The sequence below is a fragment of the Halopenitus salinus genome, from assembly GCF_042662125.1.
GTDB lineage: Archaea > Halobacteriota > Halobacteria > Halobacteriales > Haloferacaceae > Halopenitus > Halopenitus salinus.
In genome coordinates, this window is the sequence record NZ_JBHSXL010000009.1 from 417,315 (window position 1) to 433,511 (window position 16,197).

Here is a 16,197-nt window from a genome sequence, read left to right on the forward strand (position 1 = left end):
GATCGAAATCCGGTAGCGCGCGTCGACGTGGCGATCCTGAGGATATGCACGCTGCGTGAAACACCTCCATACTCATATACGTGCAGCACTAACGTGGCACATGGACGCTCGTCGTCTCGAGTCCGCGCTGGCCGAGGAGTTCGGCGGCAGCGACGCCGAGCGACGAGTGGTCGCCCGCCAGGCCCGTGATCTGGCCGACTCGGGCAAGCCGAAACGCGACCGCGGCCACGCTCTCACGGTGCCGGACGTCCTTCGACACCTGCGGGACGCGCCGGAGGGATCCACGCTGGCCGAACGGTGGAACTGGTGGATCGGGGCGCTCGAGACTGCCTACGGCGGCTACGACCGATTTACGGTTCGTGTCGTCGCCGACGACGACGAACTCGACGTGAACCGGTGACAGGTCCCGACCGGACCGTTCCCCTCCTCCCGTTGTGCCGTCCCGCTTGCCGGCGTCCTGATCGCCTTAGGTACGTTTCGTTCGCCATTGGTACGTCCCGATCGACGTCGCGTACGTTTCGATCGTCGTCTCGTTCGTGGGTTTCAGCCCGCCCCATTTTCAGTTTCACTTTCAGTGCGCTGTTGGATGAGGTATACGTGCGGCGGCGACGAACGTTCGAGTATGAGCACCGAGGCACCGACGTCGATGCGGTATTTCGGGCGAACGCGCGTGGACGTGACGGAGTACGCGGCCGGACGCATCCCCGAGCGGATCGAGGAGAACACCGTCCCCGGGACCGAGGTCTACCTCGAGCGCCGCGGCGGACGGACCTACCTCGTCACGGACGCGCGGTAGCCGGTCCCGGACGCGAGGTGGGGACCGCTCGGCCGCGGCCGAGCCGTTGCGTCGCGGATCGATGCCCACTAGCGTGGGCCGACCCGAGGATCGGTCGATGAAGCTGCGGTTTCTCGGCGGCGCCCGCGAGGTCGGCCGGAGCGCCCTCCTCGTGAACGACTCGCTGCTCGTCGACTTCGGGAGCCTTGCGTCCAACCCGCCGCAGTTTCCGGTGGAGACGCCCGATCCCGACGCAGTCGTCGTCTCCCACGGACACCTCGATCACGTCGGCGCCGTTCCGGCGCTCCTCTCGGGGACGTCCCGGCCGCCGATCCACTGGACGCCGCCGACCCGCGAGCTGGCGCTCACGCTCGCTCGCGACACGCTGAAACTCCACGGCGGGACGCTTCAGTGTCCCTTCACGGAGAACGACGTCCGACGCGTGACGGAGACGTCGCGGACTCACGGGTACCGGGAGCCGTTCGAGGCCGCCAACCACGAGGTGACGTTCTATGACGCCGGCCACATCCCCGGAAGCGCCCACGTCCTCGTCGACGACGGGGACACCCGACTGCTCTATACCGGGGATTACCACACCGACGACCAGCGTCTCGTCTCGGGGACGACGGCGCGTCCGGAGGCGGACGTCGTCGTCTGTGAGAGCACGTACTCGGACGTCGATCACGAGGATCGAGGCGACGTCGAGGAGCGGTTCGCACGGAGCGTGGAGACGACGCTTTGGGAGGGCGGGACGGTCGTCATCCCCGCGTTCGCGATCGGACGGACACAGGAGATGATGCTCGTCTGTGAGGAGTACGACATCCCCTGTTACGTCGACGGGATGGGTGCGCAGGTGACCGAGATGCTTCGGAGACATCCCGAATACGTCCGCGACGCCGACGCGCTTCGGCGTGCGAAATCACACGCCCGGTTCGTCACCGGCCGCGACGGACAGCGCAAGCGTATCACCGATCAGAAGGCCGCGATCATCACCACCAGTGGAATGCTGTCCGGCGGCCCCGCCATGACCTACATCCCCGAGATCCGGTCGAACCCGGTGAACAAGATCACCCTGACGGGTTATCAGGTCGAGGGAACGCCGGGAAGGGACCTGCTGGAGACGGGCAGCGCCGAGATCGACGGTCGCGTGATGCCCGTCAGCGCGCAGGTCGAACAGTACGACTTCTCCGCCCATGCCGACCGCGGCGGACTGGTGGACTTCCTCGACGCCTATCGGGACGTCCCGGTGCTCGTGAACCACGGCGATCGATGCGGGCGGTTCGCCGAGGAGCTGCGGGCCGACGGGTTCAACGCGTCGGCGCCCTCGATCGGCGAGCCGATCGAACGGTGACGGCGGGTCCGTGAGACTCGAGAAAGCGGGGGAACGGCGGAGGACGTCCCGCCGCCGCGGATTTTGCCGGTGATCCGGAGGGCGAATCGTTCACCGCCCCGGCGAGCAGATCGTCCGCCCGCCTCGGCTCCATCGGAGATTCGACGGGTGGTCGAGACGGTTCCGGTCGGGAACGTCCGAGTCCCGCGTGTTCGCTCGTCACCGACGGTCACAGCGTTTGCCAACTGGCGAGGGTATTTTGGTCGTGGGTGCCCACGAACGCGTATGCCCGAGGAGCCACGCGCCGACCGACGATCCCCGGTCGGGGAACCGGTCGTCCGTTCGGACCCGGAGATCACCGGCGAGCGCGCCGCCGAGGCGATCGGTTTCGATCCCGACGACGAGGAGAGCGTCGCGGAGGCGAGCGAGGTCGTCCACCGGTTCGCCACCGGCGACGTCGGCGGGGACGATCACGTCCTGATGTTGCGCGGGGCCGCGGCGTGTGCCGCCCTCGTTCGTGGGCTCGGCTCCTACAAGCAGGCGGCCGAACGCGCCGGTGACGGCGTCTCCGTCGCGTTCATCCGCAAGTGGGCGCGCGTACACGATCTGCCACAGGCGATCCGACGCCACGTCGCCCGCGGCCACATCGCGCCCACGGCCGCGAAACACATCGCCCGTGTGAACGGCGAGAACCGATATCTGATCGCCTGGGGCGTGCTGGACGGCGATCTGACGGTTCGTGACGTTCGGTCGATCGCCTCGGACGTGAACGACGGGACGGCGATCGAGGACGCGATCCGCGATCACGGCGTCACTCCGGGACGGATGAGCCTGGACCTCCCGGCGGACGTCTACGTCGACCTCCGCAGGGAGGCGTCGATGCGAAACGAGCCCCCGGAGACGATCGTCGCCGAGGCGCTCTCGAAGCACCTCTCCGAGGAGTGAACCCGGCGACGCCGAGCGGACGTTCGGGTCCGAAACCGGCGTTTCCAAAGGTCTTTGCCCCTCGCGATCCACGTCGAAAGTGATGGATGACGTCGTGCGGGCTCGTGATGCCGCACGCGAGGCGCTCGCCGACGTGGAGCCGACGCGTCTCCGTACGGTCCTCGACGACAGGCTCGTGGATGCGGCCGTGACGCCGGGCGTTCTCGCGATCGTCACCGCGCGAGCGCTCGCTCCCGAGATCGCCGCGGATCGGGTCGCCGAACGTGCGGCCGGCGTCCAGCTCATCTACGAGGGGCTCAGACTCACGCGTCGGCTCGCCCACGAGGAACCCTGGTTGACCGCCGAGGGGTCTGCGGACATCGACGCGGACCTCGACGTGCTGGCCGCGGACGTGCTCGTCTCCCGCGGGTTCTCGCTCCTCTCGCGGACCGAGGCCGCCGGCGCCGCCGTCGAGGTCGTCCGTTCGTTCGGCCGCGATCAGACCCTTCGTCGCCGCCGCGACGCCGACGTCGACGCCCTCGATCGCAACCTCGAGGAGGACGTCTTCGAGCTCGCCGTCGTCGCCGGCACGACCGCGGTGGGAGGCGATCCGCCCACGGAGCTGCTCGCGTACGCCCGGGAGCTGGCGGCCGACTACGACGGCGGGTTCCCGCCCGCCGGACAGGCGCTCTCCGACGGGACGGCCGACCGGATCGCGACGCTGTCCGAGGAGCGCGCGTGACCGCGATCGGTCGGTGGCGACGAACCGCCATCCCTCCCGCGATCCGTCGACCGTGTGAGGACGTCGCGGTGGTCGATCGGATCGAAACGCCTAAAGACGAATCCGGCCAACCACCATCCGCGCCTGGGTAGCTTAGCGGTAAAGCGCGTCCTTGGTAAGGACGAGAGCCGGGGTTCAAATCCCCGCCTAGGCTCTTTCCTCCGTACACTCCTTGTACGAACACTTTTCTGACTACAGTCGTCTGAACGAAACCCGTTCAAGATTCGCTTCTCTCGCTAAACAGGGCATCCCTCGCCGTAATGCGATTCGGTGATGTATCAGGACACATAAACTAATTCACAGACAGCGACGGATTAGACCCGAAATCGACCGGGGGCGCGTCCCCTCAAGCGACACCCCGGATTTCGCTAACCCGCGCTCACGGAGGGATGACTGAATCGTAGTCAGTAATGTGATAGAAATGCTCCTCGATGCGGCTATCCACGTCGGTTACGCGGTGAGTGAGCCTCCGCCGAAACGATTATTGGTAAGACCAGCGTATTACGTCTATATGTCTGAAGCAGCTACGAATGACGACGGTGGGGACGACATCGCCACGGTCAACTTCAAACTCACCGAGTCGTTCCTCGAACAGATAGACGACACGTGGCAGGGACGCGGGTTCAACAGCCGGAGCGAGTTCATCCGGTACACACTTCGGGACGCCGTTGAGTTCCCGACGTTCGACCGCGACGAACTCGTCGCCCTGCTCGAAGCCGAGGAAGACATCCGCGAGGGACGAACGACGAGCGCCGAGGAAGCCCGCGAGCGGTTCGGCACGAGCGATGAGTGACGACGGGTGGACGTGGGAACTCTCCACGACCGCCGAAGACGACCTCGACGGACTGTCCCCTACCGACCAAGACCAGATACTCGACAAGCTCGATGAAATCGTCTCCTCGCCGTGGCGCGACCCGCCGGACTACGGTGAGCCGCTCCAGAACAGCCCGTACAAGAAGATACGCGTCGGGGAGTTTCGGCTCTCAGTGAGCTTCCGGCAGGACGACGGGCGGCTCGTCGTCGCACGTATCAAGCGTCGGGGCGGCGCGTACACCGCTGACGACGACTAGGTGACGAAAGGCCCTCGATGTGGGGAGTTACCTTCGGTAAGTACTGGCGAAGCAAAGCTCGCTCTGTACAGGCTATTAATTAAGTAGGTTCGCTAAGATTGTATTGCTACCCTCTCCCAGATGAGTTGGAATATTGCTAATCTTTTTAAAAGGAAAGACGGGAACCGTCCACCAGTAGATATTCTCGGCCTTGTAGCTGGATTGGTGGTGTTTGCAGTCATTTCGTTTTGGTTAGCCTTTCTGGTTCCATTCTCAGGGCCGGCCATTGAAGCGGGAAGCAGCTATCAGATACTTGCCGGCTTACAATGGGTTGTCGCAGGGGCTATATTTATTTTCTTAGCAATTCGAATATATCAGCAGAGACGTATCGGTTGGTATGGGACACTCGCAGTTGCAGTATTCGCATTAATTCGAGCGACACTTGATAGCTTTACTTTTGGTTTAGTTCCGGTAGTCTATATCGCAATACCGTTGGTTGTAATCATATTCTTGCTGATTCGCCGTGGCCTATTTTTGAACGGATAGTTCACACGCTCTACTTTCCAGCTGATTCACCACCGCATATCTGAAGCCAACATGGTACTCCCCAGTCGATGAAGTGGGACACACGTATGAACTATACAACACCCCTCACAATTATGATGTGTCGAATAGGACAACACTCACCCGAACACGTTTGTCGTTTTCCGGTGTCCACAGACGGCATACGGGGCCGAATACCCAATTCTTTTATAAGTAGCGTTGCTAATAGAGAGATAAGAAGCACGCAAAGTGGGCGTTTGCGGCAACGGTAGCCGCTTTCAGGGCCGAAGGCCTCCTCGGTAAAGCAAGTCCTTGGTAAGGACGAGACCCCGGGTTCAAATCCCGGCCTAGGCTCTTTCTGCCGTACACCCCTCGGGCGTACATCTTCATGACTGACTTGTCCGAATAGATCTCCGACTTTTATTTTCGTAGATTCCGTATAAGTAACTGAAACGTTTATCTCCTCTCGGACCCTTTATATACGTGATTCTCGCCGAACCGGCCGTTTGAGCCACGTTCGAGGTTTGGACGACTATTTCCTGAGAATACACGGAGAGAGCAATGTCAACAGATACACGATCGCCAGAGAAGCAACCAGTCCACGGTATCGACGTGGCCGCCCACGAAGAGTTCCTCGCGTTCGCCGAGGAGAATCCGGAAGCCGTCCAGTTCGTACTGAGCGCGGTTGGTACCGACGAGGGTCGCGTGCTGCATACCCGCTCGAAGACGCAGTCGTATTCGCTTGGCGGCCAAGAGATCGACCGCTTCGGTCGCGAGTACACCCAGCACTTCGGCGGGCACAAGGAGGTCGAAGAGCACGTCGGATTCGTCGATCCGACGGACAGAGAAGAGGCCATAGAGGTCGCCCTCGCTGCCCTGACCGGGTGCATCAACGGCTCGATCTCGCTGAGTGCCGTACAGTCCGGCGTCGACATCGACGACCTCGAGACGACAGTCTCGGTCGACTTCGACCCGTCGGTGTTCCTCGGACTGGGGGAGGTCAACGATGCTGACGGAGCCCCGACGAATATGTACGGAGACCTTCAGATAGACGTCCGTGTCAGCGGTGCGGACATCGACGACGAGACCCTCGACCGGATCCGGGGATGGGTCAATCGCTCGCCCGTGTACAATCTGATGACGCACGGACACGAGGCCACGCCGCAGGTGTCCTTGAAATCCGAACGGGCGAGCTAACGTCCCAACGCCGGGATTCCCGCTCCCTAACGCCGGGATTTCCGCATCTTCACGCACGGGACGTGGTCGGCGATCCACTTCGTCGACTTCAACGATCCACTTCGTCGACCGGAGCGGACGGGAAGCGGAACCCACCGGATCGTCGCGTGGGCTCCAAGGTCGTCGTTTCGAGTTGGTAGGCTCTATCCGTCGCCTTGATCGCCTCGATCACTTCCTCGGCGATCTGCGTCTCCTCCTCGAGGTCCAGAGACTGGAGAACGGTCGCAAGCCGCTCCGTGGCGTCCCGGATCCGTTCCGGACGGCGTCGGCGTGAGTCGACCGCGATCGTATGGTCGTGCGAACGGGTCATGTTCGCCGAAGGGGGCCCTACCGGTGTAGTAATGATGTGCCTACCGGTTCCGCTCCGGTCGCTCCGACCGCATTACGTCCCGCCGAGAACCCGGTCCCAGAGTCCGGGAAGGTCGTCGATACGCCTCCAGCCGGCCGCCTCGTCGACGTCCTCGTCCACGATCGTGATCTCCGAGAAGTACTCGTCGAGGACCTCGGCACGCTCCATCGCCAGCGGCGGAGTGCAGTAGTCCTCCTCGATCCAAACCGCCTCACCGGTCTCCGGATCGAAACGGGCGCGCTCCAGAGCGGTCGTCAACGCGCGGCCGAACGGGTCCATTCGTTCGATCTCATCACCGTCCAGTCGGTCGCGCAGTTCGGGGAGGCGCTCCCGGTTTGGGTTCGCACGGACGAATCTGTACGCCATATCCCCCGATACGGGGCCACCGGACAAAAACGCATCAGCGCGGCGATCGATCCTCGATCGTGAGAGATATACATATCGAGGAACGAATCGTTAAATACTTCGGCCGATTACTACCGAATTGGTAATCATGTCGGGAAACGGCGTCGAGAGCCGATCACGGGTCTGTGAACTCGAGTTTCAGGTTCACGGCGGGGAATACCCGTTCGTGAGCGTATCCGAGGAGGAGGACTGTACGCTGGCGCTCACGGAGATGTTCCCGCGCCCCGACGGCCGATACGCCGAGTTCTTCAACGTACGCGGGACGGAGCCCTCCCGGATACTCGAACGGGCCGGCACACACGATTCCGTGGAGGCGTCGATCGTCGCCGAGTACGACGACGGGGGGCTTCTCGAGTTCGTGGTTTCGGACAGCTGCCCGGCCTTCCGGCTGGCCGAGCTCGGCGCGCTGCCGCGAGAGGTCGAGGGGCGGGACGGGAGCGGTCACATCGTGGCCGAGGTCCCGCCGGGAACGGACGAGTCGGCGGTCGTCCGATCGTTCGTGGACGAGTACCCGGACGTCGAGTTCGCCGCCAAGCGGAGAAAGGACGCCGTCGAACCGCGCTTCACCCGATCGAGGATCCCCCGGGTGCTTCGCGAGAACCTGACGGAGCGGCAATACGAGGTGTTACGGACCGCCTTCGAGAGGGGCTATTACGACTGGCCGCGCGGCTGTACGGGCGAGGAGATCGCCGACGATCTCGAGATCACGTCGGCGACCTTCTCCGAACACATCACGGCCGCCGAACGAAACGTGCTTTCGGCCCTCTTCGCCGAACGCGATCCCGAAGACGCCGACGTGTCGTGATCGAATGGGACGGTGACCGGATGGGCGTCGGCATGACCGGACGGGACGTCGGACGGGAGATCGACGATCGGGATCTCAAGCACCGTCGTCGGCGTCCGGCGGTGTAACGACCGTTCGACCGTCCGCGTGAACGGTGACCTCACACCCCTCGAAGTGAAACGTCACGCGTCCCGTTGAGGACTGCCGAGTTCCGGCCGAGACGGGCTCGAAGAGCCGATCGAGCGCGTCGGGATCGATCGACTCGTACAGCGGATCCATCCGTCTCGGATCCTCGTCGATCGCCTCCGAGACCGCCTCGATCACGCGCATGGACGGCGATTCAGCGGGCGGGTCGCGGTCCGGTGACCGATTCGGCACGGTCGTCGACCCGGGGTCGTCGGACGAATCCGGTTCGGCCGTCGGATCGGATTCGGCTGCCGGATCCGATCCGGAAGTCGGATCGAATTCAACCGTCGGATCCGATCCGGAAGTCGGATCGAATTCGACCGTCGGATCCGATCCGGAAGTCGAGTCGGTTCCCGTCCCGTCCTCGCCTCGAGTGGTGTCGCGTGGAATCATGGGTCGTGTACCGGTCGAGCGTCCCCCGTTTGAGAGGAGGACGACGGGACGGTTAACTCGAGTCCCTACAGCTCAAGGTCCCCGAGGGGACGGATCACCGACGCCGCCAGTTTCGGTACCCGAAGATCGAGCTCGTCGCGACCAGTCCCCCGGTGAGAAGCGAGACGGGTTCGAGCGGGCCGCCCCGCGTGGGCTCGACGTTACGTTCGAGAATCCGGGTCTGGGGGTCGCTCGTGGTCGTGTTTCCGGCGCCGGAGTCCGACTCGGCGTCGGCGAACCGAACGGAGCCGTCGGCCTGTCCGGTACTCGTTGCGACCCGATAGGTGGCGGTGACGGTCGCGGAGCCGGAGGGCCGATCGTTCACGGCGACCGTCGACGTGTCCGAGGTACCCGGGGGGACCTTCGAGATCACGGTAGTGGGTAGCGACGAGCCGACCGTGGCGCCCGAGAGGACGACGTTTTCGATCGGCGCGTTTCCGTGGTTGTTCACCCGATATCGGAGGACGGTCGAGTCGTTTTGCTCGATCGCGGTCGCGTGAACGGTCACGTCCTCCCGGAGGGGCCGTACCGTCACGTCCTTCGAGAGGGTAACCGTCTCCCCGTCGCCGTACTGCAGGGTGGCGTTGATCGACTGCTCTCCGGGCGTCGTCGGTCGAACGTCGAACTCGAAGGTGCTCGAGTTGTGCGTCCCGAGAGCGGGTCGCAGTTTCGTTCGGTCATAGGTGCCATCGAGCCCGTGCAGCCGAACCGAGAGATCGGTGAGTTCGTCGTCGCCGCCGTTCGAGGCGACGACCCGGACGGTCGATTCCGAACCGACGGTCAGCGCGTCGGATTCGACGTTCAATCGCGGGTCCGTCTCCGTCGGCGTCGAGGGTTCCCAGACCGAGACGTACGTCGGACGTTTCGTGTGAATGATCTGAGTCAGCCGACCGTCGGAGTTGTACTGGACCCCCCGGACGTGAACGGTCAGCTTGTGGTGGCCGGACGCCGACGGCGTCGCGGTGAGCGGCACCTCGATCGAGTCCCCGGTTCCGAGGGTGCCGAGGTCGCTCGCGGTCGCATGGCGCGTTCCGCTCGCGTCCGTCACGGTCACCTGTGTCACCTCGAAGCTCCCGCTTCCCGAACTGGAGTGTCTGATCGTGGGAGTGACCGTGATCGTGTCCCCGACGACCGGTTCGTCGTCGGAAACGTCCACCGACCCGACGGAGACGTGTGGCGGGGCGGCGGCGGCGACGGGCGCCATCGTGGCCAGAAGTACCGTACATGCGAGAGCCGCACCGAGCGCGACTCGGACCGTGCCGTTTCGAACTGCGCTTGGCATCATTTTTTAGGCTAACCTAAAAGAATAAAGCCCCATCGATCTTTAGGTTAGCCTAAAACAGGGAAGGGAAAGTCGACCCGGGACGAAGGACGTTCGTCTCGAGACGTCGACGGCGGGCGCTCGGATTGAACGTCCCGGGCCAACGACGGGATTTCGCCCGACCCCCGCGTTGTTTAGGCCCGCCTAATATTCGAAGGCGATTTATGCTTTTAGGTTAGCCTAAGTCATATGACGAAGCGATCCCTCGGGGAACCGACGGCGTGTGGATCGACGGGACGACGGGACGGGCGTGCTCCGACCGCAGGTGGCCGTCGATGAGCGTGGACGCCGATCACGACGTGGCCGTCGTCGGTGGCGGGCCGGCCGGCTGTTCCGCGGGCGTGTTCACCGCGCGGGAGGGCCTCGACACCGTCATCTTCGATCGCGGCCGGTCGTCGATCAAGCGGTGTGCACACCTGGAGAACTATCTCGGATTTCCCGGCGGTATCGACGTCGAAACGCTGTACGGACTGATGCAGGACCACGCGGAGACGGCCGGGTGTACGGTGATCCAGGATCGCGTCGAGTCGATCGATCGGCTCGACGACGGTGACGGATTCACGATCGATCGCCAGGAGGGCGAGACGGTCAGCGTCCGCCGCGTCGTCGCCGCGACCCGCTACGGCGGCGAGTACCTGCGCGGACTCGACGACGATGCGGCGATGTTCGAGACGTACGAACACGACGGCGAGTCGAGCGAGCGCTTCGATCGCGAATACGCGGATCGCGACGGGACGACGCCGGTGGACGGCCTCTACGTCGCCTCCCCGTCCCCGGAGGCGGACACACAGGCGATCATGGCGGCCGGACGCGGCGCGCGCGTCGCGCGACGAGTGATCGCCGACGCCCGGTCGGATGCGGGACGGTGGGAATCGGTCGCCGAGGGCGTCGACTGGATGCGTCGAGAGTCGACGGTCGACGGGAAGTGGACGGAGCGGGCGGGCTGGATCGAGTGGTTCGACGAGCATCACGGCGAGTCGGCACCGGTCGATCCCGACTCGGAGCGGTTCGAACGCGTCCGGGAGGCGTACGTCGACGATCGGCTCTCGGCGTACCTCTCCGACGAGAAGATCGACTCGCGCGCCGCGCGAGGACGGAAAGCGCTCCTCGAACACCTCGATCCGACCCTCGAGGAACTCGATCCGGAGCCGGAGACGATCGTCGATTCGGTCGGTACGAGACGTCTCCTGGGGGCGATCGACGTCGCGGAGATCGAGGCGCACCTCGAGGAGAGGACCTCTCAGACGGGGGCGGGAACGCGATGAGCCGTCAAAACGTGGGTACGGACCACACGGGGAGAACGCGCACGGACCGGCGGTTCGGCTGGCTGTTCGACCCGAAGCTCCTCACCACGGCGATGGGAAGCCTCGTGGTCATCACCGTCGCGGGGCTGGTGCAGGTGAGCTTCGGGGCGTACTCGATGACCTTCACGCAGGCGTGGAGCGCGGTCTTCGATCCGAACGTCCTGTTGAACGGGCAGGTGTGGAACGCGTTCCTGTTCGGCGGAGAGTTACCCGAGATGAGCCGCGAAAGCCTGATCGTCTGGAACATCCGGCTTCCCCGGGTGTTCGTCGGGATGCTCGTGGGGATGAACCTGGCAGTGTCGGGGGCGATCTTCCAGGCGATCACCAGAAACGAGCTTGCGAGTCCGTTCATCCTCGGCGTCTCCTCCGGCGCCGGATTGATGATCCTGTTGACGCTCGTGGTCTTCGGCGGGCTCTCCGCGTTCCTCCCGGTCATCGCCGCGGTCGGCGGCGCGGTCGCGTTCCTGATCGTCTACGCGATCGCCTGGAAGAACGGCACCTCGCCGGTCCGGCTGGTGCTCGCGGGCGTGATCGTCGGGACCGTCTTCAACAGCCTGCAGACGGCGCTGTTCTTCTTCGCCGACGACATCGGGATCGTCCAGTCGGCGATCGCCTGGACGACGGGGTCGTTGACGGGGACGGACTGGGAACAGGTCCGGCTCGCGCTCCCGTGGTCCGTCGTTGCGGTGCTGCTCGCCGTCGCCGGGTCCAGACAGTGTAACGTGTTGTTGCTCGGCGAGCAGACCGCGAGGTCGCTCGGAATGTCGATCGAGAGGGTGCGCTTCGCCCTGTCGGGAGTCGCCGTCCTGGCCGCGGCCGCGAGCATCGCGGTCGCCGGGATCGTCGGCTTCGTCGGGCTGATCGTGCCGCACGTGGTTCGAAACCTCGTCGGAAGCGACTACAGGAAGGTGGTCGTCGGCTGTCTGTTCGTCGGCCCGGCGTTGATGGTCGGAGCCGACGTCGGCGCGCGGCTGGCGCTCAGCCCGGTTCAGATCCCCGTGGGGATCGTCACGGGGCTCGTGGGCGGCCCCTACTTCCTGTATCTGATGCGGAAGCGGCAGAACATGGGTGAGATCTGAGATGACACGCGACCAGAACGCGATGGAGGCGGCACGAGACGTGAACGCGATGGAGACGGCACACGAGCGCAACGCGTCGACGGACGGATCGGCCGCCAGCACCCTCGCCGGCCAGGAACTCGTGTTGGAGTACCCGACGGCGGACGATCCGATCATCGACGGCGAGACGATCGTCGCCGAGACGGGGTCGGTCACGGCCCTCGTCGGTCCGAACGGGTCCGGAAAGAGCACGCTGTTGAAGGGGCTCGCAAAGCAGCTTCAGCCCTCCGAGGGCTCGGTACTGATCGACGGTCGGGACGTCGACGCGATGGACACGAAGGAGCTGGCCCGACGGCTGGGCCTCCTCTCCCAGGAGCGCACGTCGCCGGAGGAGATCACCGTCGAGGACCTCGTGTACCACGGACGGTATCCCCACCGCGGGTTCTTCGAGCACGTGAGCGACGCGGATCACGAGGCGGTCGATCGGGCGATCGGGCTCGCGGGGTGTGGACACCTTCGCGACCGTGAGATCGGAAGCCTCAGCGGCGGACAAAAGCAGCTCGCGTGGATCGCCATGGCGCTCGCCCAGAAGACGGACGTGCTCCTCCTCGACGAGCCGACGACGTTCCTCGATCTCCACCACCAGCTGGAGGTGATGGAGATCGTCGAGACGCTCCGTGAGGACGGCGACATCACGGTGATCATCGTCCTCCACGACGTCGAGCAGGCCGCGCGGTTGGCCGATCGGGTGGTCGCGCTCAAGGACGGCGCGATCCACGCGCGTGGAACGCCGGAGGAGGTCATCACGAAGGAGCTACTCGCGGAAGTGTTCCGCGTCGACGCCGAGGTGGAGACGACCGACCGGGGACCACGCGTCACCCCGCTCCGTGCTCGACACGGGAAACCCGCGTCGGGAGAAAGCGACGGTCCGGTGGAGAGCGTGCGGGCGGACGACGACTGAGCGATGCGGGGCTCGAGGCGACGCGCGCCGCGGTCGAAGACCACCGACGATCCTGCCCAGGACTATTTGGCCGGCCTAAAAATCGGAACCCATATATTGTTTTAGGTGAGCCTAAAAACATGGGAGAACACGTCCCGAACGGGGAACGATCGACGCGACGCGAGTATCTGAAATACGGCGGTTCGGTCGTCGGAGCCATGGTGCTCTCGGGCTGTCTCGGCGGAGGCGGTTCCTCCTCCGAACCGGCCTCGGCGGGAGGGGACTCGACGGCCGAACCGAACGAGGAACCGGACGAGCAGCCGACCGAGGGGCCCGACGGGGAGTCGAACGAGGAGCAGGACGGGGGAACCACCGAGGAATCGAACGAGATCGACCCGTACACCGTCTCCATGGAGCCGGTCGGCGAGGTGACGTTCGAGTCGGTGCCGGAGCGGTGGGTCGCATACGACGGCGGGTTCGCGGACATGGCCGTCGCGTTGGGACGGGGCGACGGACTGGCCGGCGTGGGGAACGCCGACCGGTACTACACGTACGTCTACGACGAGCTTCCCGGCGTCGAGGTCGAACGCGACGCCGTCGAGGCGTACCCGGAGGTCCGAACCAAAGAGGAGTTCTACGAGCTCGACGCCGACGTCCACCTCTATGACCCGCAAATGCTCGTCAACTGGTTCGACTGGGCGGAGGCGGACGTCGAGGAGATCCGCGAGAACGTCGCGCCCTTCTTCGGGAACCTGATCTTCCGTCGCTCCGACGAGTGGCACGACTACCGGTACTACACCCTCTACGAGGCGTTCGAGCTGGTCGCGGAGGCGTTCCGCGAGCGCGAGCGGTTCGAGGCGTTCGCCGAACTGCACGAGGAGTTCATCGCGGAGGTACAGACGCGGCTGCCGCCGGCCGCAGAGCGGCCGAACGTCTTCCTCACCTTCGAGGGTACCGACGAGCCCGAGACCTTCTCGCCGTATCGGCTGATCGACAAGGGAACGAGCAAGAAACAGTGGCTCGACCTGGGGGTTAACGACGCGCTCGCGGGAACCGACATCGAGAACCTCAGCACCACCAACCGCGGCGAGCTCGACTACGAGAACCTCCTCGAGATCGACCCCGACGTGATCCTGGTCCGCGGCCACGAGCGGAAGTCGCCGACGGAGTTCCGCGAGACGGTCCTCGCCTACATGGAGGACCACCCCGTCGGCGGGGAACTGTCGGCCGTCCGAAACGGCCGGGTGTATCGGGGCGGTTACCTCTATCAGGGCCCGATCCACAACCTCTTTTTGACCGAACGGGCGGCCAAACAGCTGTACCCCGACGAGTTCGGCGAGGTGACCGACGATACGAAGCTGTTCGACCGCGAGCGCGTCGCCGACATCGTCGCGGGGAATCTCGAGGAATGAGCGACGATGCCGACGGACCGCCGGAGACGCCGACGAGGCGGTCGTACCTGAAGGCCGGCGGGTCGGTCCTCGCCGCCGGACTGCTCGCCGGCTGTACCGGCGAGACGGGAGAAAACTCGGTCAACGGCTCGGATCCGGCGACGACGAGTTCGGAACCGACGGCGGAATCGACGACGGCGGAATCGAGCACTGACACCGATGCCGGTACCGAGGACGGGTCCTACGCGGTCTCGATGTCGCCGATGGGGGAGGTCGCCTTCGAGGAGCCGCCGGAGACCATCTTCACGCGGTTGACCCACCACGCGGGCATGGCCTTCGCGTTGGGACGTGGTGACTCGATCACGGCGATGCACGCGCCCGAGTACTACGACGGGCTGTGGAACCAGTTCGTCAAGCGCCTCCCGGGAGTCTCGCTCGATTGGACCGGGCTGTACTCCTCGTGGGAGCCGAGCAAGGAGAAGCTCTACGAGCTCGACAGCGACGTCCACCTCGCGGACCCGGCCTGGATCACGAAACAGGACGACTGGAACGTGGACGAGATCGAGGAGATCGCCGCCACCGTCTCGCCGTGGTTCGGGAACTCGTTGAGCGATCGACACGCCGAACCAGCCCCGGCCTACGCCGACGGCTACGAGTACTACACGCTCTGGGAGCAGTTCGAGCTGGTCGCCGAGGCGTTTCGAGAGCGGGAGCGGTACGACGCCCTCGCGACGGTCCACGAGGAGCTGTTGGCGACCATCGAGGACGGCCTCCCCGTCGAGTCCGAACGCCCCTCGGCCGTGATGCTGGCGTCGGCCGATCTGAACGAGATCTACGCCTACACGCTGAGCAATCCCGGATTCTTGACCGCCCACACGCGGCCGCTCGGCGCCCGCGACGCCTTCGAGGGGTCGGTGGAATCGAACTCCGTGGTCGACTTCGAGACGCTGCTCGAGGCCGACCCCGACGTCATCCTGTTCCTCGGCGGCTTCGAGCCGGGGACGAGCCTCCCGAGACGCCGCGAGGCGTTCCGCTCCGACCCGGTGGCCTCGGAGATCACGGCGGTCCAAACCGGCCGGATGTATCCGCAGGGAGCCAGGTACCAGGGGCCGATCCTCAACCTGTTCCAGCTCGAGATGACCGCCAAACAGCTGTATCCCGACGCCTTCGGCGAATGGCCCACCTACGAGGAGGGACCGTATCCGGAGATCCCCGCGGAGGAGCGGCTGTTCGACCGGCAGCGCGTCGCCGACGCCATCAACGGAAACGTGTAGGGGCGTGACCGACGGAATCCGGTAGGGCGCGCCATCGACGGAAGCGCGTAGATGGGTCGGCGTACCTGAACCCCGCGGCGACCCCGTGAGAAAAGGATTAACCGTCGGGGGCCGA

General features: G+C 64.8%; 19 protein-coding genes and 1 tRNA gene. 16 read left to right on the top strand and 4 right to left on the bottom strand.

Going from position 1 to position 16,197, the window contains the following annotated elements; translation table 11 throughout:
• The first annotated feature begins 100 nt into the window (after positions 1–100).
• From ACFQE9_RS11565 to ACFQE9_RS11610, 10 genes are all read left to right on the top strand, one after another.
• Entirely contained in the window at positions 101–400 is a 300-nt protein-coding gene (locus tag ACFQE9_RS11565) for a hypothetical protein (RefSeq protein WP_379744575.1), read from the top strand.
• 222 nt (positions 401–622) lie between these two features.
• Positions 623–796, top strand: coding sequence for a hypothetical protein (locus tag ACFQE9_RS11570; RefSeq protein WP_379744577.1), 174 nt, complete (start codon positions 623–625; stop codon positions 794–796).
• A 97-nt stretch (positions 797–893) separates the two neighbouring features.
• On the top strand, positions 894–2,126 hold the full coding sequence (locus tag ACFQE9_RS11575; RefSeq protein ID WP_379744579.1) for an MBL fold metallo-hydrolase: 1,233 nt from the start codon (positions 894–896) through the stop codon (positions 2,124–2,126).
• A 264-nt stretch (positions 2,127–2,390) separates the two neighbouring features.
• Positions 2,391–3,050 carry a DUF7119 family protein gene (locus tag ACFQE9_RS11580; protein WP_379744581.1) on the top strand — a complete coding sequence of 220 codons (660 nt, stop codon included), beginning with the start codon at positions 2,391–2,393 and terminating at the stop codon, positions 3,048–3,050.
• Between the two features lie 82 nt (positions 3,051–3,132).
• Positions 3,133–3,771 carry a DUF7114 family protein gene (locus ACFQE9_RS11585; protein ID WP_379744583.1) on the top strand — a complete coding sequence of 213 codons (639 nt, stop codon included), beginning with the start codon at positions 3,133–3,135 and terminating at the stop codon, positions 3,769–3,771.
• Between the two features lie 121 nt (positions 3,772–3,892).
• A tRNA-Thr gene (locus ACFQE9_RS11590) sits at positions 3,893–3,964 on the top strand.
• Positions 3,965–4,321: 357 nt separating this feature from the next.
• Positions 4,322–4,603 (top strand): ribbon-helix-helix domain-containing protein, encoded by a 282-nt coding sequence (locus ACFQE9_RS11595; protein ID WP_008307424.1) that lies wholly within the window; start codon positions 4,322–4,324, stop codon positions 4,601–4,603.
• A complete protein-coding gene (locus ACFQE9_RS11600; protein ID WP_379744585.1) occupies positions 4,596–4,880 on the top strand; it encodes a type II toxin-antitoxin system RelE family toxin in 285 nt (94 codons plus the stop codon). Before ACFQE9_RS11595 ends, ACFQE9_RS11600 begins: the two co-directional genes overlap by 8 nt.
• 120 nt (positions 4,881–5,000) lie before the next feature.
• A complete protein-coding gene (locus ACFQE9_RS11605) occupies positions 5,001–5,405 on the top strand; it encodes a hypothetical protein (protein WP_379744587.1) in 405 nt (134 codons plus the stop codon).
• Between the two features lie 558 nt (positions 5,406–5,963).
• The gene (locus ACFQE9_RS11610) at positions 5,964–6,599 is read left to right on the top strand and encodes an OsmC family protein (protein ID WP_379744589.1); all 636 of its coding nucleotides are present in this window, start codon (positions 5,964–5,966) and stop codon (positions 6,597–6,599) included.
• A gap of 88 nt (positions 6,600–6,687) precedes the next feature.
• Here the strand turns inward: ACFQE9_RS11610 and ACFQE9_RS11615 are convergent, their stop codons facing one another.
• Positions 6,688–6,948, bottom strand: a complete 261-nt coding sequence (locus ACFQE9_RS11615; RefSeq protein WP_379744591.1) for a hypothetical protein — start codon at positions 6,946–6,948, stop codon at positions 6,688–6,690.
• A gap of 72 nt (positions 6,949–7,020) precedes the next feature.
• The gene (locus ACFQE9_RS11620) at positions 7,021–7,353 is read right to left on the bottom strand and encodes a hypothetical protein (RefSeq protein WP_379744593.1); all 333 of its coding nucleotides are present in this window, start codon (positions 7,351–7,353) and stop codon (positions 7,021–7,023) included.
• A 127-nt stretch (positions 7,354–7,480) separates the two neighbouring features.
• Here ACFQE9_RS11620 and ACFQE9_RS11625 point away from each other — a divergent pair, with 127 nt between their 5' ends.
• A complete protein-coding gene (locus ACFQE9_RS11625; protein WP_379744595.1) occupies positions 7,481–8,197 on the top strand; it encodes a helix-turn-helix domain-containing protein in 717 nt (238 codons plus the stop codon).
• 75 nt (positions 8,198–8,272) lie between these two features.
• On the opposite strand, the gene ACFQE9_RS11630 is transcribed toward ACFQE9_RS11625, so the two are convergent.
• Positions 8,273–8,755: a HalOD1 output domain-containing protein gene (locus ACFQE9_RS11630; protein ID WP_379744597.1), complete on the bottom strand. Its 483-nt coding sequence runs from the start codon at positions 8,753–8,755 to the stop codon at positions 8,273–8,275.
• Positions 8,756–8,849: 94 nt separating this feature from the next.
• The gene (locus tag ACFQE9_RS11635) at positions 8,850–10,076 is read right to left on the bottom strand and encodes a COG1361 family protein (protein ID WP_379744599.1); all 1,227 of its coding nucleotides are present in this window, start codon (positions 10,074–10,076) and stop codon (positions 8,850–8,852) included.
• A gap of 314 nt (positions 10,077–10,390) precedes the next feature.
• Here ACFQE9_RS11635 and ACFQE9_RS11640 point away from each other — a divergent pair, with 314 nt between their 5' ends.
• From ACFQE9_RS11640 to ACFQE9_RS11660, 5 genes are all read left to right on the top strand, one after another.
• Complete coding sequence (locus tag ACFQE9_RS11640; protein ID WP_379744601.1) at positions 10,391–11,380, top strand: NAD(P)/FAD-dependent oxidoreductase; 990 nt, start codon at positions 10,391–10,393, stop codon at positions 11,378–11,380.
• Positions 11,377–12,498, top strand: coding sequence for a FecCD family ABC transporter permease (locus tag ACFQE9_RS11645; protein ID WP_379744603.1), 1,122 nt, complete (start codon positions 11,377–11,379; stop codon positions 12,496–12,498). Before ACFQE9_RS11640 ends, ACFQE9_RS11645 begins: the two co-directional genes overlap by 4 nt.
• A gap of 1 nt (position 12,499) precedes the next feature.
• Positions 12,500–13,438: an ABC transporter ATP-binding protein gene (locus ACFQE9_RS11650; RefSeq protein WP_379744605.1), complete on the top strand. Its 939-nt coding sequence runs from the start codon at positions 12,500–12,502 to the stop codon at positions 13,436–13,438.
• A 119-nt stretch (positions 13,439–13,557) separates the two neighbouring features.
• Positions 13,558–14,829: an ABC transporter substrate-binding protein gene (locus ACFQE9_RS11655; RefSeq protein ID WP_379744607.1), complete on the top strand. Its 1,272-nt coding sequence runs from the start codon at positions 13,558–13,560 to the stop codon at positions 14,827–14,829.
• On the top strand, positions 14,826–16,082 hold the full coding sequence (locus tag ACFQE9_RS11660) for an ABC transporter substrate-binding protein (RefSeq protein ID WP_379744610.1): 1,257 nt from the start codon (positions 14,826–14,828) through the stop codon (positions 16,080–16,082). Before ACFQE9_RS11655 ends, ACFQE9_RS11660 begins: the two co-directional genes overlap by 4 nt.
• The last annotated feature ends 115 nt before the right edge of the window (positions 16,083–16,197 follow it).

Bases quoted from the DNA above. Each gene is read 5' to 3' on its own strand.
- ACFQE9_RS11565 (WP_379744575.1), top strand. From the start codon at position 101: ATGGACGCTCGTCGTCTCGAGTCCGCGCTGGCCGAGGAGTTCGGCGGC.
- ACFQE9_RS11570 (WP_379744577.1), top strand. From the start codon at position 623: ATGAGCACCGAGGCACCGACGTCGATGCGGTATTTCGGGCGAACGCGC.
- ACFQE9_RS11575 (WP_379744579.1), top strand. From the start codon at position 894: ATGAAGCTGCGGTTTCTCGGCGGCGCCCGCGAGGTCGGCCGGAGCGCC.
- ACFQE9_RS11580 (WP_379744581.1), top strand. From the start codon at position 2,391: ATGCCCGAGGAGCCACGCGCCGACCGACGATCCCCGGTCGGGGAACCG.
- ACFQE9_RS11585 (WP_379744583.1), top strand. From the start codon at position 3,133: ATGGATGACGTCGTGCGGGCTCGTGATGCCGCACGCGAGGCGCTCGCC.
- ACFQE9_RS11595 (WP_008307424.1), top strand. From the start codon at position 4,322: ATGTCTGAAGCAGCTACGAATGACGACGGTGGGGACGACATCGCCACG.
- ACFQE9_RS11600 (WP_379744585.1), top strand. From the start codon at position 4,596: ATGAGTGACGACGGGTGGACGTGGGAACTCTCCACGACCGCCGAAGAC.
- ACFQE9_RS11605 (WP_379744587.1), top strand. From the start codon at position 5,001: ATGAGTTGGAATATTGCTAATCTTTTTAAAAGGAAAGACGGGAACCGT.
- ACFQE9_RS11610 (WP_379744589.1), top strand. From the start codon at position 5,964: ATGTCAACAGATACACGATCGCCAGAGAAGCAACCAGTCCACGGTATC.
- ACFQE9_RS11615 (WP_379744591.1), bottom strand. From the start codon at position 6,948: ATGACCCGTTCGCACGACCATACGATCGCGGTCGACTCACGCCGACGC.
- ACFQE9_RS11620 (WP_379744593.1), bottom strand. From the start codon at position 7,353: ATGGCGTACAGATTCGTCCGTGCGAACCCAAACCGGGAGCGCCTCCCC.
- ACFQE9_RS11625 (WP_379744595.1), top strand. From the start codon at position 7,481: ATGTCGGGAAACGGCGTCGAGAGCCGATCACGGGTCTGTGAACTCGAG.
- ACFQE9_RS11630 (WP_379744597.1), bottom strand. From the start codon at position 8,755: ATGATTCCACGCGACACCACTCGAGGCGAGGACGGGACGGGAACCGAC.
- ACFQE9_RS11635 (WP_379744599.1), bottom strand. From the start codon at position 10,076: ATGCCAAGCGCAGTTCGAAACGGCACGGTCCGAGTCGCGCTCGGTGCG.
- ACFQE9_RS11640 (WP_379744601.1), top strand. From the start codon at position 10,391: ATGAGCGTGGACGCCGATCACGACGTGGCCGTCGTCGGTGGCGGGCCG.
- ACFQE9_RS11645 (WP_379744603.1), top strand. From the start codon at position 11,377: ATGAGCCGTCAAAACGTGGGTACGGACCACACGGGGAGAACGCGCACG.
- ACFQE9_RS11650 (WP_379744605.1), top strand. From the start codon at position 12,500: ATGACACGCGACCAGAACGCGATGGAGGCGGCACGAGACGTGAACGCG.
- ACFQE9_RS11655 (WP_379744607.1), top strand. From the start codon at position 13,558: ATGGGAGAACACGTCCCGAACGGGGAACGATCGACGCGACGCGAGTAT.
- ACFQE9_RS11660 (WP_379744610.1), top strand. From the start codon at position 14,826: ATGAGCGACGATGCCGACGGACCGCCGGAGACGCCGACGAGGCGGTCG.